Annotated in this window: 15 protein-coding genes; 1 reads left to right on the forward strand and 14 read right to left on the reverse strand. The window is 65.0% G+C overall.

Annotation, left to right across the window (positions count from 1 at the left end):
• Positions 1 to 20 precede the first annotated feature (20 nt).
• The 8 genes from BMW72_RS14300 to infC form a co-directional block, all read right to left on the reverse strand.
• Positions 21 to 944: an amino acid ABC transporter permease gene (locus tag BMW72_RS14300; RefSeq protein WP_092111698.1), complete on the reverse strand. Its 924-nt coding sequence runs from the start codon at positions 942 to 944 to the stop codon at positions 21 to 23.
• On the reverse strand, positions 941 to 1,588 hold the full coding sequence (locus tag BMW72_RS14305) for an amino acid ABC transporter permease (protein ID WP_092111701.1): 648 nt from the start codon (positions 1,586 to 1,588) through the stop codon (positions 941 to 943). Before BMW72_RS14305 ends, BMW72_RS14300 begins: the two co-directional genes overlap by 4 nt.
• 125 nt (positions 1,589 to 1,713) lie before the next feature.
• Positions 1,714 to 2,580, reverse strand: a complete 867-nt coding sequence (locus BMW72_RS14310; protein WP_092111703.1) for a glutamate ABC transporter substrate-binding protein — start codon at positions 2,578 to 2,580, stop codon at positions 1,714 to 1,716.
• A gap of 38 nt (positions 2,581 to 2,618) precedes the next feature.
• Positions 2,619 to 3,407: an amino acid ABC transporter ATP-binding protein gene (locus tag BMW72_RS14315; protein WP_092111705.1), complete on the reverse strand. Its 789-nt coding sequence runs from the start codon at positions 3,405 to 3,407 to the stop codon at positions 2,619 to 2,621.
• A 103-nt stretch (positions 3,408 to 3,510) separates the two neighbouring features.
• Complete coding sequence (locus BMW72_RS14320; RefSeq protein WP_092111707.1) at positions 3,511 to 4,311, reverse strand: TrmH family RNA methyltransferase; 801 nt, start codon at positions 4,309 to 4,311, stop codon at positions 3,511 to 3,513.
• 155 nt (positions 4,312 to 4,466) lie between these two features.
• Positions 4,467 to 4,859: a 50S ribosomal protein L20 gene (rplT, locus tag BMW72_RS14325; protein WP_092111708.1), complete on the reverse strand. Its 393-nt coding sequence runs from the start codon at positions 4,857 to 4,859 to the stop codon at positions 4,467 to 4,469.
• 50 nt (positions 4,860 to 4,909) lie between these two features.
• On the reverse strand, positions 4,910 to 5,104 hold the full coding sequence (gene rpmI / locus BMW72_RS14330; RefSeq protein WP_092111710.1) for a 50S ribosomal protein L35: 195 nt from the start codon (positions 5,102 to 5,104) through the stop codon (positions 4,910 to 4,912).
• Entirely contained in the window at positions 5,097 to 5,825 is a 729-nt protein-coding gene (infC, locus tag BMW72_RS14335) for a translation initiation factor IF-3 (RefSeq protein WP_370448734.1), read from the reverse strand. The genes rpmI and infC overlap by 8 nt, the downstream gene beginning before the upstream one ends.
• Before the next feature lie 187 nt (positions 5,826 to 6,012).
• On the opposite strand from infC, the gene BMW72_RS14340 reads away from it, so the two are divergent.
• Entirely contained in the window at positions 6,013 to 6,378 is a 366-nt protein-coding gene (locus tag BMW72_RS14340) for a DUF1844 domain-containing protein (RefSeq protein ID WP_092111713.1), read from the forward strand.
• A gap of 77 nt (positions 6,379 to 6,455) precedes the next feature.
• Here the strand turns inward: BMW72_RS14340 and BMW72_RS14345 are convergent, their stop codons facing one another.
• The 6 genes from BMW72_RS14345 to hisB form a co-directional block, all read right to left on the reverse strand.
• Positions 6,456 to 7,244, reverse strand: a complete 789-nt coding sequence (locus BMW72_RS14345; RefSeq protein WP_092111714.1) for a DNA-formamidopyrimidine glycosylase family protein — start codon at positions 7,242 to 7,244, stop codon at positions 6,456 to 6,458.
• On the reverse strand, positions 7,237 to 12,084 hold the full coding sequence (locus tag BMW72_RS14350; RefSeq protein ID WP_092111716.1) for an Lhr family ATP-dependent helicase: 4,848 nt from the start codon (positions 12,082 to 12,084) through the stop codon (positions 7,237 to 7,239). Before BMW72_RS14350 ends, BMW72_RS14345 begins: the two co-directional genes overlap by 8 nt.
• Before the next feature lie 55 nt (positions 12,085 to 12,139).
• Positions 12,140 to 12,892 (reverse strand): SseB family protein, encoded by a 753-nt coding sequence (locus tag BMW72_RS14355; RefSeq protein ID WP_241983761.1) that lies wholly within the window; start codon positions 12,890 to 12,892, stop codon positions 12,140 to 12,142.
• Between the two features lie 107 nt (positions 12,893 to 12,999).
• Entirely contained in the window at positions 13,000 to 13,746 is a 747-nt protein-coding gene (gene priA / locus BMW72_RS14360; protein WP_092111720.1) for a bifunctional 1-(5-phosphoribosyl)-5-((5-phosphoribosylamino)methylideneamino)imidazole-4-carboxamide isomerase/phosphoribosylanthranilate isomerase PriA, read from the reverse strand.
• A 94-nt stretch (positions 13,747 to 13,840) separates the two neighbouring features.
• Entirely contained in the window at positions 13,841 to 14,473 is a 633-nt protein-coding gene (gene hisH, locus BMW72_RS14365; protein ID WP_092111722.1) for an imidazole glycerol phosphate synthase subunit HisH, read from the reverse strand.
• Positions 14,470 to 15,093, reverse strand: a complete 624-nt coding sequence (gene hisB / locus BMW72_RS14370) for an imidazoleglycerol-phosphate dehydratase HisB (protein ID WP_092111724.1) — start codon at positions 15,091 to 15,093, stop codon at positions 14,470 to 14,472. Before hisB ends, hisH begins: the two co-directional genes overlap by 4 nt.

The raw sequence follows: 15,093 nt of genomic DNA on the forward strand, positions 1-15,093 counted from the left end.
AAGGCCCAAGTTTAGTGCGCTTAGTACTGGCCTTTACTCTGAGCCCCCAGGGCGTTGGAGTAGACGAGATTCGGGTCGACAGGATTAGCAGGCCCCTTGGTGGCATCCGTTGGCGTGACCCCACCGCTCTGTGAGCCGGTGCGACGGGCAATGATGCGGGCAAGCCACGACAGGGACAGGTTCATGGCGAGATAGATAACCAGCACGACGAAGAAGAACGAGAACTGGTACCGGTTGCCGAAGAACTGGGAGAGGTTGTAGTTGCCGCTGCGCAGCAACTCGTTGTACCCGACCACGAAGGCCAGCGAGGTGTCCTTGAGCAGTACAACCAGTTGGGCGATGATGATCGGAAGCATCTGGCGGAAAGCCTGCGGAAATTCGATCCGAAAGCGAGTGGCGACCGGGGTGAGGCCGATGGCCAGGCCAGCTTCGCGTTGCCCGCTCGGGAGTGCTTTGATTCCGGCCCGGAGCGCTTCACCGATGATCGCACCGTTGTAGACCGCGAGCGCGCTGACACCGGCCCAAAACGATCCGGTAGAGAACACCAGCAGAATGAACAGCATCATGAGCAGCACGGGCATGCCACGGAAGAATTCGAGCACGACCGTCGTCGGGATGCGTACCCAGGCGCTGTCGGCGGCTCGGCCAAACGAAAAAAGAACTCCGACGATAAGGGCCAACACGGCGGCGACGGCTGCCATCCGCAGGGTGTTCAAGGCACCGATACCGAGAGTGCGCCAGACCTGGACATCGTTGAAGACGTCCCACCGGGAGGCGTCCCACAGGCCAGGCTGCACGGCACCGTTGGCGCTCGCCTTGGGTAGGCCGAGCACCACGACCAGGGCAACAAGACCGCCGACGATGAGCACGATCCCCAAAACGGAGATGACTCGTGATCGTGCGCGGGCCTTGGGCCCGGGAACGTCGTAGAGTACGGAAGTCATCGGAGTACCGCCACCTTCTTTTCGATCCGGCCGGCGACCAGGCCGAGCGGAATGGTGATGATGAGGTAGAACACGGCCACGGCGAGCAAAATGGCGATGACCGCGTCACCGCGATCATTGGTGATCTGGCGGGCTGCGCCGAAGAGTTCGAACACGAAAAATGCTCCGGCGACCGAAGTGTTCTTGGCGAGGGCGATGAACACATTAATCAGCGGGGGAATAACCATGCGCACTGCCTGCGGCATCACGATGAAGGACAGGGTCTGCCCGAAGGTCAGGCCGATGCTGCGGGCGGCTTCAGCCTGACCGACATGCACCCCGTTGACACCGGAGCGCAGCGCCTCGGCGACGAATGGCGAGGTGTAGACCGTCAGCCCGATAGCGGCCAGCTGAAAGTAGCCGGGAGAGAACTGCAGGTACGGCAGCAGATAGGCGCAGAAGAACAGCACGAGGGTGAGCGGTGTGTTCCGCACGATTTCGGTGTAAACGGTCGCGAAGGCACGGAACGATCCCACGGGTGAGATCCGCATCGCGGCGACGACGATGCCGAGAATGAAAGCGCCGATGCCGGCGAGGGCGAGGAGGCCCAGGGTGTTCCGGAAGCCTTCCAGGAACGTTGGCAGGTTGTCGATGACTGCGTCCACAACTCACCTCCTCTTCTGATGTCCGTGGTGGAGCGTTGGGTTTGGCGGGAAGACTCACGGATGGCCCGTCCGACTACGAACGGGCCATCCGTGCTGACTACGGGTAGTACAGGGGTGCTGTTGGCCTAGTAGCGGTCAACGGCCGGCGGCTCTGGGGTGTCAAGAACCTTTCCGGCGGTGGACTCCCAGGCGTCAACCCAGGTGCCGTCGTCATATGCTTCTTCGAGCACATCGTTGATGAAGTTACGGAACTCGGTGTCGTCCAGTGCCAGGCCGATGCCGTAGGGCTCTTCCGTGAACGGGTTGTTGACAACCTCGAACTCGCCCTCGTTCTGATCGGCGATGCCGGCCAGAATAACGTTGTCCGTGGTGACGGCGACAACTTCACCGCTACGCAGCGGGCCGAGGCAGTTGGAGTACGTGTCCGTGGCGATGATGTTCGTGGTGAATTCCGCGATGTTCTTCTCCGACGTGGAGCCGCTCACCGTGCAGACGGGCTGGTCGGTGAGGTCTTCGGGGCCGGCGATGTCGGTGTTACCGGCAAGAACGAGCAGGTCCTGACCAGCGGAGTAGTAAGGCCCGGCGAAGGACACGACCTCTTTGCGGGTGTCGTTGATCGTGTAGGTGGCGACGACCAGATCAACCTGGCCATTCTGGATGAAGGGTTCGCGGTTGGCCGAGACGGTCTCTGTCCACTTGATTTTGTCCGGGGCGATGCCGAGCTTGGCTGCGATCAGCTTGCCGATCTCGACGTCGAAGCCGACCGGGTCACCATCCGCGCCACGAAGGCCGAAGAGCGGCTGGTCGAACTTCGTGCCGATCGTGATCTCTCCGGCTTCGGCGAGGGCCGCCATGGTGGTGCCTGCTTCGAATTCAGGGGCTTCTTCGACGGGCACGGCGTCATTGGATGCACCAGAATCGGTGCAGCCACTAAGCACGAGGGCTCCTGCGAGGGCGAGGGCCGAAATGGCTAGGCCTTTTTTGAGTCTCATTTGTCTACTCCTGGGTGCTGTGTGGTGGTAGGGACGGTTTAGTGGTCGAGGATTTTGGAGAGGAAGTCCTGCGCACGGGTGCTCTGCGGGTTGGTGAAGAATTCCTCCGGGGAGGTTTCCTCCACGATCTCACCCTCAGCCATGAAGATGACGCGGTCCGCAGCTTTGCGGGCGAAGCCCATCTCGTGGGTGACGACGATCATGGTCATGCCTTCGTTGGCGAGGTCAACCATGACCTCAAGAACCTCGTTGATCATTTCAGGGTCGAGCGCGCTGGTCGGCTCGTCAAGCAGAATGAGCTTGGGCTCCATGGCCAGGGCACGAGCGATAGCGACCCGCTGTTGCTGACCGCCGGAGAGCTGCGCCGGCATCTTCTTTGCCTGGTTGGCCACACCAACTCGCTCAAGCAAGGCCATGGCCTTTTTCTCAGCTTCGGCCTTGGAGAGCCCTCGCACCTTCATCGGGCCGAGAGTCACGTTTTCTAAGACGGTCTTGTGCGCAAAGAGGTTGAACGCCTGAAAAACCATGCCGACATCTGCGCGCAGGTGCGCCAGCGCCTTTCCCTCAGCCGGCAGCTTCACACCGTCAATGGTGATCACACCGTCGTCGATGGTCTCAAGGCGGTTGATCGCCCGACAGAGAGTGGATTTTCCCGACCCACTCGGTCCGATGACTACGACCACCTCGCCGCGGTTGACCACGGCATTGATGTTCTTGAGAACGTGCAGTTCCCCGTAGTGCTTGTTGATGTCCTTGACGACGACTAGCGGTTCCCCCCGACGAACGGTGATGTTCGACGTAGCCGGGGACGAATCTGTTGGCTCCATATCCCCCAACTTAGGACAGAACTGAGGTCTGGGCATGCCAAATGCCCGGACAGTAACGCATTTGTAACAGTCCGGGCATCGAGTGTTTGTGCTATGAGGCGGGTCAGGCGCGCTGGGCAAACGCACTCTCATACAAGCAAACGGACGCCGCGGTAGCCAGGTTCATCGACTCGGCCTCGCCGTAGATCGGAACGCTGACGCTGCGGTCCACCCGGGCGAGGTCTTCGTCGGTGAGGCCACGAGCTTCGTTCCCGAACAGCCACACGGTCGGAGCGGCAAGCAGCCCCTCGTTGCGGGCGGTCAGCAGGTCGGAACCCTTGATGTCGGCCGCGAACAGCTGCAGGCCGGCAGAGCGGGCACGGTCGAGTACGTCGGACAGGTCAGCCGCGATCGCGACGGGCAGGTGAAAGATGGAACCGGTCGAGGAGCGGATGACCTTGGGGTTGTACAGATCGACGCTGCGACCGGTGAGGATGACGGCGTCGGCGCCGGCGGCATCCGCTGCCCGGATTATGGTGCCGGCGTTCCCCGGGTCACGCACCTCTTCGAGGATGGCGACGAGCTTGGGCTCGGCGTTGAAGATCTTCTTCACCGAGGTGGGGAACTGGTGGCAGACAGCCACGAAGCCCTGCGGGGTGACCGTGTCGGCCATGGCCTCGAGCACCTCTTCGGAAACGAATTCCACCTCAACCTGGGCGTCGACGGCTTTCTGGGCCAGATCGGCGTAGCGGTCGAGCGCTGTGGGCGTGGCAAAGAGTTCCACGACAAGCTCAGGGCGAAAGGTGAGGGCTTCGGAAACGGCCTGCGGGCCTTCGAGCAGAAAGAGACCGGACTCGAGGCGCGCGTCGCGCTTGGCAAGTTTTGCGACGGCACGGACGCGCGGTGAACGTGGATTATCAAGCATGACGTTAATTCTAGGTGCGCAGAGTTTAGCTCCACGACGCATGGGTACAGAAAAGGAGCGGGCGACCAGGTCGCCCGCTCCTCATTTGTGAACTTTGATCCGCTTACCACATTCACGCCCAGGAGGCAGCCGGTGGTGAACCGATCGGTGAACCCTTACGCCGTGACGGCGACCTTCGGTGCCGAGGTGTCGGAGGGAAGGGCTGCCTTGGCGCTCTCGACGAGGGCGGCGAACGTCGCTGCCTCGTTGACGGCGAGGTCGGCGAGGATACGACGGTCAACCTCGATGCCGGCCAGGCCGAGGCCCTGGATCAGACGGTTGTAGGTGAGACCGTTCGCGCGCGACGCAGCGTTAATCCGCTGGATCCACAGGCGACGGAAGTCACCCTTGCGTGCACGACGGTCACGGTAGCTGTAGGTGAAGGAGTGAGTGAGCTGCTCCTTGGCCTTGGTGACCAGGCGTGAACGCTGACCGCGGTAGCCCTTGGCGCGTTCGAGAATAACGCGGCGACTCTTGTGGGCGTTTACGGCCCTCTTTACTCTTGCCATTTTTTACAAATCCTTATTCGTTGACGAGGCCTGGTTTATGGGCCAAAAAATTACAGACCGAGAAGCTTCTTGATGGTCTTCTGATCCGACTTGGCCAGCACCTGGTCCTGGTTCAAACGGGACTTGCGCTGCGTGCTCTTGACTTCGAGGTTGTGTCGAAGTCCGGCCTGCTGCTTCATGATCTTTCCGCTGCCGGTGACCTTGAAACGCTTCTTGGTTCCGGAGTGGGTCTTCATCTTAGGCATTCGGTTCCTCCTGTTTCGCTGCCTTGTCGGCAACCTTGTCTGCCTTATCGGCTACCTTGTCTGCCTTCTCGGCAGCCTTGTGGGCGTTGATCTCAGCCTTGGCTTCTGACTTGTTCTTCAACGGGCCAATCACCATGACCATGTTTCGACCGTCGATCATCGGAGTAGATTCCACGGAACCGTACTCGGCGACATCCTCGGCAAATTTTTGGAGCAGACGTACGCCCTGGTCGGGTCGGGACTGTTCGCGGCCACGAAAAAGAATCATGGCCTTGACCTTGTCACCGCTCTTCAGGAAGCCTTCGGCGCGTTTGCGCTTGGTCTCGTAGTCGTGCGTGTCAATCTTGAGACGAAAACGAACCTCCTTGAGGATCGTGTTCGCCTGGTTGCGCCGGGCCTCCTTGGCCTTTTGCGCAGCCTCGTACTTGAACTTGCCGTAGTCCATGATCTTGGCCACGGGCGGCTTGGCTTCGGGTGCAACTTCGACGAGGTCGAGGTCGGCATCCTGTGCCAGGCGCAGGGCAACATCAATCGCCACGACCCCGACCTGCTCGCCGTTGGGACCAACGAGACGAACTTCGGGGACGCGTATACGGTCATTTGTACGGGGATCGCTGATGCGTCTCTCCTCTTGGTTAACTTCGTGGTCACAACCAGCCAGCGGATGCCGACGGGGGACGAAGAGAGGAAAATCACGCGTTTTCCAGACCGATTCTGTCATCGGACTGCATCACACGACACCCTGTCTACCCTCGCCCTGTCACCGTCCCGAAGGAGGTGATAACGCGACGGCGGAGTGCAATCTACCCGGTAACCTTGATGAAGCGGTATGCGCGGGTGGGAGATTCTCCACTTTCGTACCGAGACTATTGTCCCGGAACCAAAGACGATCCTAGCAGAGGAATGCAGTGAGCAATACTTTTGAGCAAGATGAGAGTTTCGAGCAGGATGCGGCACAGGCAACGCGCGACATCGCCGATGTGGCCGCTGTGGAGATCATCACCACGGCCGCGGTGCACCTGATGAGTGCCGCCGCCGTGAAGTGTGGACTCGCCGAAGATCCTGACGCCCAGATTGACCTCGACGAAGCGCGCAAGCTCATCACCGCCCTCGCCGGCCTGGTGACAGCCGCCGCTCCCGACATTGCCGACATGCACGCGCGCAGCTTGCGTGACGGCCTGCGTTCCCTGCAGCTCGCGTTCCGCGAGGCATCTTTCGTGCAGGACCCGATCGGCGAGGGCCCCGGCGAGAAGTACACCGGCCCGGTCAACTAACCCACTTTGCTGCGAGCGGATGCCGCCGGTCACCCGACCGACGGCATCCGTTTTGCGTTCCCCGGCAGCAATTCGAGTCAGGTCTGGCAGCGCGGGCACCAGAAGGTGTTGCGCTGCTCCACGTCGCTGCGGCCCAGGGTGCCACGAAGAATGGGGGTGCCGCAGCGCCGGCACGGCTGGCCGCCTCTTCCGTAAACCCACACCTGCGCTCCGCGGCGCAGGTTACCGGTGGTCGTGCGTTCGTCGCGGTCTTTGTTGGCCAGGAGCAGCCGCCGGGCCAGGCTGACGAGTCCTGGCACGTCAGGGACCTCGACCATGGGCCGGGTCGGTAACAGACCGCGCAGAAAGCACAGCTCGTTGACGTAGACATTGCCGAGGCCGGCCAGGTTTTGCTGGTCGGCGAGGGCCAGAATGACCGGTTGTTCAGCCCGGGCAGCGAGGCGCTGAGCGGCCTCAGCACTGTCGGCGGTGTTCCAGGCTGGGTCGAGCAGATCGGGCCCGAGATAGCCGACCACCTCGGCCTCCGCCCGGGTCGGTACCAGCTCAAGCACCCCGAGTTCGAACCCGACGGCGACCCAGTCAGCCGTCTGCAGCACGATCCGTGCCTGAAAGGCGGGCCGCTGCCACCGGGTGCCCGGCCGGTAGAGGTGCCAGGCTCCCTCCATCTTGAGGTGGGAGTGGATGCTCGTCTCGCCGACCCGGTGCAGCAGGTGCTTGCCGCGACTGAAGACCTCGTGCACGGTCTGACCGGTCAGGTCGACGGTCGCGAAAGCGGGTACCCGGATGTCGCAGCCGGTCAGGATGCTGCCGTGCAGCGCCTGGTCGAGGGTACGCGCGGTGCGGTAGACGGTATCGCCCTCAGGCACGCAGTCTCAGTCCCTTCGGAGTTTCGGTGAAGCCGGCGGCGCGCAGGGCCGCTCCCACGTCGCTGCCGATCACGAACACACCATTGGCCGTTTCCACCGCGATCTTCTGCACGCGACCGGTGGTGACAAGGGCGGCCAGGCTCACGGTGGCCGCGGCGAGCACTGCCTCATCCGTTTCGAAGGCGACGACGGTTTTTCCGCCGCGCTCGACGTACAGCACGAGGGCTCCGTCGACGAGCACGACGAGGGCGCCCGATTTGCGGCCAGGGCGATGGGTGGTGTCGCCGGGCAGTGTCGGCCACGGCAGCGCGGCACCGTAGGGGTTTGCCGGGTCGGTTGCGGCGAGGGAGATCGCGGCCAGCGCGGCCTTCCGATCTGCACCAGACGGGACCGTTGACCCGACAGCGAAGGTGCGCAGCCGGTCGATGGTGCCGCCGGTGGCGAACTGGGCCGCGCCGAGCCCCTCAATGAAATATCCGCGTCGACACCGTGCCATTTCTTCGAACCCGGTGAGCGTTCGATAGACGAGCGAGAATCCGCCAATGACGCTCTCAGCCATCACCGCCCCCCGGGTGACCACGCCGTAGCGTTCCAGCAGGGTCTCCCCCAGCGCATGCGCGCGACGGGTCGGTGACTCGTCGGCCACCGGCAGGATCGACCAGCGACCCGACACGGTGGGCGGACCGCTGCGGCTCGGCAAACTTGGCCGCGGCATCGACCGCCCACGATGCAGGCGGGCGCGGGGTGCGGCTCGGCTCTGCCGGTGGGCGGTATGGCCGCCGGCCAGAAGCGATCGCACCGGGGCGAAGGTGTCGTTGTTGACCAGACCGGCCCAGACCAGGTCCCAGAGCGCCTGCACCAGTGCGGCATCGTCCTGACTGCCGACGGCATCGGCCAGCTGCCGAAAGAAGTAGGCACCGCCACTGCCCAGGGTCGCAAGGATTTCCTGTTGCAGGGGCGTCGTCGGGGCATCGATGGGCAGTGGCAGGGTGAGCTGGGCGGTTTCGGCGAGGTGCAGGCTGACCCAGCCGTCGTTGCCGGCGAGGGTGCCCGCGCCGGCCCAGAGCACCTCCCCGGCGTTGGTGAGTTCGTCGAGCATGCCCGGCTGGTAGTCACTCACCCGGGCGGGCAGAATGAGCGTCTCCCAGGCGGACGCCGGAATGCGCGCACCCTCCAGCTGCTCCACAACGGATGCGACACCGTCGATTCCGCGCAGCTTGCCGCCCACGTGTTGCCACGCCGGCAGGAACCGGCCGATGGCCTGCTGATCAACGGGTTCGACCTCGTGGCGCAGCGCCGCGAGGGAACGACGGCGGAGACGCCGCAACACCTCGGCGTCGCACCATTCCAGACCGGTGCCGTTCGGTCGGAATTCACCGGCTAGGATACGTCGGGCGTCGGCGAGGCGGCCGAGGGCGATCTGCACGACGGCGGTGCCGAGGCCGAACCGGTCGGCTACGGCGCCGGTCGTGAACGGTCCGTGCGAACGCGCGTAGCGGCTCACCAGGTCGCCGAGCGGGTCGGCCACGGATTCGGTGAACGCGGCGGACACCCCGATCGGCAGCGGAACGCCGAGAGCGTCGCGCAACCGGCTGGCGTCTTCGACCGCCGCCCAGCGCTCCTCGCCGCCGATGCTCGCACGCATGACGCGGCGCGCGGCGACCAGGCCGAGCAGAGCCTCCTCGGCGAGCACGAAACCTGACGGGTCGGGCGCCGGCAGCGACCCGAACACCGGCGGCGGAGCGTCGGGCGCAGACGGTGATTCGGGGGCGGGCAGGAGCATCCGCTCGGCGACCTCGCCGGTGCTGAGCGGGCCGAGCGTTCGTAGAAGGTCGGCGACGCCTTCCCTGCCCTTGGCCAGGTAGTCGGGCGCGAGCCGTTGCAGCTCCCGGTCGGTCTGGTCGATGACGGCGGGGTCGAGCAGCTCCCGCAGTTCGACCCGCCCGAGTAGTTCGGCCAGCAGGCTCGAGTCGATCGCGAGGGCTGTGGCGCGCCGCTCGGCTAGCGGGGTATCGCCCTCATACATGAAGGCGGCGACGTAACCGAACAGCAGGGTGCTCGCGAAGGGGCTGGCGGTGTCGGTCGTGACCTCCACCAGGCGCAGTTCCCGCGAGGCGATCCGCCTGGCCAGCGCACCGAGCGCCGGCAGGTCGTAAACATCTTGCAGGCATTCCCGCAGGGTTTCGAGAATGATCGGAAAGGTGGGGAAGGTGCGGGCAACGTCGAGCAGCTGCGCGGCCTTCTGCCGTTGCTGCCAGAGCGGCGAGCGCGAACCGGGCTTGTACCGGGGCAGGAGCAGGGCCCGGGCGGCACACTCCCGAAACCGGGAGGCGAACAGCGCGGAGCCGCCGACCTCGTCGGTGACCAGCTGCTCGAGTTCGTCGGGGTCGAAGACGAATAGTTCAGCGCCGGGCGGTTCGGTTTCGGTATCGGGGATGCGCACGACGATGCCGTCGTCGCTCGCAACACAGGAACCGTCGATTCCGTAGCGTTCCCGCACCCGGGCACCGACGGCCAGCGCCCACGGTGCGTGTACCGGGGTGCCGAACGGGGAGTGCAAGACGACCCGCCAGTCCCCGAGTTCGTCGTGGAACCGTTCGACCACGAGGGTACGGTCGGTCGGCAGCTGGCCGGTCACGGCGCGCTGCTCGTCGAGGAAGGCCAGCAGGTTACTGATCGCGCGTTCGTCGAGGCCGCCCCCAGCGCAGCGCATTCGGGCGTCGCCGGGTGGCAAGCTCCCGACCTCCCGCACGAAGGCTCCAATGGCCTGGCCCAGTTCGGCCGGGCGGCCGAGGCCGTCACCCTTCCAGAACGGCAGCCGCCCTGGCTGTCCGAATGCCGGCACGACGAGTACCCGGTCATGGGTGATTTCTTGGATGCGCCAGCTCGTGGTGCCGAGCGCGAACACATCGTTCACGCGTGACTCGTAGACCATCTCTTCGTCGAGTTCGCCGACGCGTTTGCCGGTGACCTGGTCGCCACCCACCATGAAGACACCGAACAAACCACGATCGGGAATGGTGCCGCCGCTCGTGACGGCGAGCCGTTGCGCCCCTGGGCGGCCGGTAAGGGTGCCGGCGTCGCGATCCCAGACGATGCGTGGACGTAACTCGGCGAACTGGTCAGAGGGGTACCGACCGGCGAGCAGGTCGAGGGTGGCCTCATAGGCGGAGCGGGGCAGGGTCGCGAACGGCGCGCTGCGCCGCAGGGTGTCAAACCAGGCCTCGAGGTCGATCGGTTCCAGCGCGCAGGCCGCCACGGTCTGCTGGGCCAGGATGTCGAGCGGGTTGGTGGGCACCCGCAGCGATTCGATCGCACCGGCCACCATGCGCTCGGCGGCGACGGCAGCATGGATGAGGTCGGCCCGATGCTTGGGGTAGATCACCCCGCGCGAGATCTCACCGACCTGGTGTCCGGCCCGACCGAGCCGCTGCAGCCCGCTCGACACCGACGGCGGTGATTCCACCTGCACGACCAGGTCGACGGCACCCATGTCGATGCCGAGCTCGAGGCTGGACGTGGCGACAACACAGCGCAGCCGTCCCGATTTTAAATCGTCTTCGATAAGAGAGCGTTGTTCCTTGCTGACCGAGCCGTGGTGCGCGCGAGCGAGCAGCGGTTCACTGCCCGCGCTCTGACCGCTCGCGCCCATCAGCTCAGCCGGTGGACGGACCGTTGGCGTGACCCCCACCGTGCCGAGCCCTCCCGGCAGATCAGCCACCAGGACAGGCGCCCCCACCAGAGCGGATGCCTCCGCCCCGGCCAGCCGTTCAGCATAAATTTCGTTGAAGCGTGCCGTGAGTCGTTCGGTGAGCCGCCGGGAATTCGCGAAGACGATGCTCGAGGAATGCGCGAGCACCTCATCGACGATGGCTTCCTCGACGTGCGGCCAGATCGACCCGGTCTGGGGAGCCGCAGCCGAGGTGACGCCCTCGCGTTGCGGGACCGGCCCGAGATCACTCATATCGTCGACCGGAACCACCACCCGCAGGTCGAACCGCTTCAACGCGGGCGGTGCCACGATCTGCACGGGGGCTGCTCCACCGAGAAACCGAGCCACCTCGCTCTGCGGCCGTACGGTGGCCGACAACCCGATGCGCTGGGCCGGGTGGCTGAGCAGGGCGTCGAGTCGTTCCAGCGAGACGGCAAGGTGGGCGCCGCGCTTGCTCGCCGCCACCGCGTGCACCTCATCGATGATGACGGTCTGTACCCCGCGCAGCGAATCGCGGGCCGCCGAGGTCAGCATGAGAAACAGGGACTCCGGAGTGGTGATGAGGATATCCGGCGGCGACGTGATCAGCTTGCGCCGGTCGGCAGCGGGAGTGTCTCCTGAGCGCACGCCGACGGAGACGTGCGGCGGCTCCAGGCCCAGGCGTTGGGCAGAGCGGCTGATGCCCACCAGGGGCGCGGTGAGGTTGCGTTCAACATCAACGCCGAGCGCCTTGAGCGGGGAGATATACAGCACGCGAGTGATGGGCGAATGAGCACCGGGCACGCGAGTGATGGGCGAATGAGCACCGGGCACGCGAGTGATGGGCGAATGAGCACCGGGCACGCGAGTGATGGGCGAATAAGCACCGGGCACGCGAGTGATGGGCGAATAAGCACCGGGCACGCGAGTGCCGGCTATGGCGGCGGGCTCGGCCTCGGTGTACAGCCGGTCAATCGCCCACAGAAACGCAGCGAGGGTTTTGCCTGATCCGGTCGGTGCCACGACGAGGGCGTGCGAGCCCTGCGAAATGGCGTTCCACGCGCCTAGTTGCGCGGCGGTCGGCGCGGCGAACGCCTCGGTGAACCAGGCCCGAGTGGCCGGGGAGAAGCGATCGAGAACGTCGGTCATACCGTCATTCTCACCCGAACCACCGACAGAGAGCTCAACACGGCAGAATCTCGAGTCACGCCGACGCGACGAGCTTGACGCGCAGCGAGTCGACACCGGTCGTGATGGTCTCGTTCTCCGACCAGCGCATGCCGAGCCGACTCAGAATCGCGTCGAGATCGGCTTGGGTAAGGCCGTCGACCAGCTCGAGCTGCACGACGAGTTCGGGGCCGTCGAGCCGTGCCAGTGGATCACCGGCCGAGAGTGCGACGGTCAGCACCGACAGTTCCGTCGCGATCGATGTTCTGAACGCGTCGGCGACGTGGCGGCTGGCGTAACTCGGTGTCCAGGGCAAGGATTGCGCGATCGCCCACAGGGCCGGGCGCCGAATGACGAATTCACTGGGCGAGGTGGGATCGAGCACCACGAGGTCGGTGTTTTCCTGCGCGGCCGCCAGGGCGACACGCACGGCATCCGCGGGAACAGGCCGGGCAAGGGGGTTCCACGCCGTCATGGCGGCGGTGGAGGAGAAGGCGGGCAGCACGGTGCGGCCGTCGGGACCGGCCACGGTGATGATCGACAGTTCCTGCGTCTTGTCGATCGTCTGGCCGCGCGCGTTCAGCGCCGCCTCCCCGAGCTTGGTGACCAGCGGAATCAGCAGGCGGGAACCGCGGATGGCGTCGATGACGCTTTCTTCGCCGACCTCACGGGCGTGAAAGCGGGCGAGGGCCGCTGCGAGGGCCGCTGGAGCGGACCCGTCATCGCCGGCGTCCAGGTTCGCCTCGAATTCTCGGCCGGTCCAGGGCTGCCCGGCCGAATCGGCTAACACGTTCGGCTCACCGGGCTGTCCCGGCGAGCTCAGAGAACCGGGCTGTCCCAAAGAAGCGGGCCGACCAGAAGGATCGCCCGTGGAGCCGAGGTTACGCGCCTTGCCCATTACGATCCCGAGACGTCCAGGGCCTCGGCCAGGGTGAACGCGCCCGCGTAGAGCGCTTTGCCAACGATGGCGCCTTCGAGGCCCAGCGGCACGAGTTTGCGCAACTCTTCGATGTCGTCGAGGCTGGAAATTCCGCCGGAGGCGATGACCGGCTTGCGCGTGCGGTCCAATACCTGACGCAACAGCTCGATGTTCGGTCCCTGCAGGGTGCCGTCCTTGGTGACGTCGGTCACCACGTAGCGGGCACAGCCAGCCGCTTCGAGGCGTTCGAGCACCTGCCACAGGTCGCCACCGTCCTTGGTCCAGCCTCGCGCAGCGAGCGTCGTGCCGCGCACGTCGAGGCCGACCGCAACGGCTTCGCCGTATTGCGCGATCACGCTGGCTGCCCATTCCGGGTTTTCGAGTGCCGCCGTACCGAGGTTGATGCGTTTCACGCCCGTGGTCAGTGCCGCTTCGAGTGATGCGTCATCGCGAATGCCGCCGGAGAGCTCGATGTTGACACCCTTGACCTGACGAATGACCTTTTTGATCACGCCGGTGTTGGTGCCTCGACCAAAGGCGGCGTCGAGGTCAACGAGGTGGATCCATTCGGCGCCCTGCCGGGCCCAGTCGGCCGCAGCGTCGACCGGGTCTCCGTAGTTCGTTTCCGTGCCGGCCTCGCCCTGCGTCAGGCGAACAGCCTTGCCGCCGGCCACATCGACGGCGGGCAGGAGGACGAGCCTCGGTGTTTTGTTGAACTCGCTCATTGGTGTCCTTGATTGGTGCGGCCGCGTGCTGCGGCCAATTTCATGGCAGGTGCCGGTGCGGATGATGCGGGTTGTGAAGTCTAGGCGCGCCGGGCTATTGGCGCAGCGTTCCGATCCAGTTCTTCAGCAAGCGGATGCCCGCCTCCCCCGATTTTTCCGGGTGGAACTGGGTGGCGCACAACGGTCCGTTTTCGATCGCGGCCAGGAACGGCGCGCCGTGCTCTGCCCAGGTCAGCCGGGGTTCGGGAAACGGCGGCATGACCTCGAGCGCCCAGGACTGGGCGGCGTAGGAGTGCACGAAATAGAAGCGTTCCTCTTCGATTCCGCGAAAGAGCTCAGAACCCGCCGCGCTTGTGACCGTGTTCCAGCCCATGTGCGGCAGGATCGTCGCCGGAAGCTCGGTGACCGTTCCGGGCCATTCGCCGAGTCCCTCGGTGTCGACGCCACGCTCAACACCGTGTTCAAACATCACCTGCATCCCCACGCAGATGCCCAGCACCGGGCGGTCACCGGCCAGGCGCCGATCGACGATCTCGTCACCCCGCACCGCTGTGAGGGCCTGCATCACGGCGCTGAAGGCACCGACACCGGGTACGACGAGGCCGTCGGCTTCCAGGGCGATGGTGCGGTCGCTCGTCAGGGTCACGTCAGCGCCGGCCAGTTCGAGTGCCTTCACCGCGGAGTGCACATTGCCGGTTCCGTAGTCGAAGACGACGACCCTGGTCACAGGGCACCCTTGGTTGACGGGATGCCCTGCACGAGCGGGTCGAGGGCCTTCGCGAGGCGGAACGCACGGGCGAAGGCTTTGAACTCGGCTTCAGCGATGTGGTGCGGGTCGCGGCCGCCCAGCAGGGTGACGTGCACGGTCAATCCGGCGTGAAAGGTGATGGCTTCGAAGACGTGACGAACCATGGAGCCGGTGAAGTGTCCGCCGATGAGGTGGAATTCGAAGCCGGCCGGCTCGCCCGTGTGCACGAGATACGGTCGGCCGGAGATATCAACGACGGCCTGCGCGAGAGCTTCGTCGAGCGGAACGAGGGCGTCACCGTAGCGGGAGATGCCCGACTTGTCGCCAAGGGCCTGGCGGATAGCCTGGCCGAGCACGATTCCCACATCTTCGACCGTGTGGTGGACGTCGATCTCGATGTCACCGGAAGCGCGCACGGTGAGGTCGGTCAGCGAGTGTTTGGCAAAAGCCGTCAGCAGGTGGTCGTAGAACGGCACCGAGGTGTGGATATCGCTGACGCCGGTGCCATCCAGGTTCAACGAGAGGTCAATGCTGGATTCACTCGTCTCCCGTTGCAGGTGTGCGACGCGGGGCGCGGAGATACCGTCAGTTGAACTCAT

Source organism: Cryobacterium luteum (assembly GCF_900110125.1).
Taxonomy (GTDB): Bacteria; Actinomycetota; Actinomycetes; order Actinomycetales; family Microbacteriaceae; genus Cryobacterium; species Cryobacterium luteum.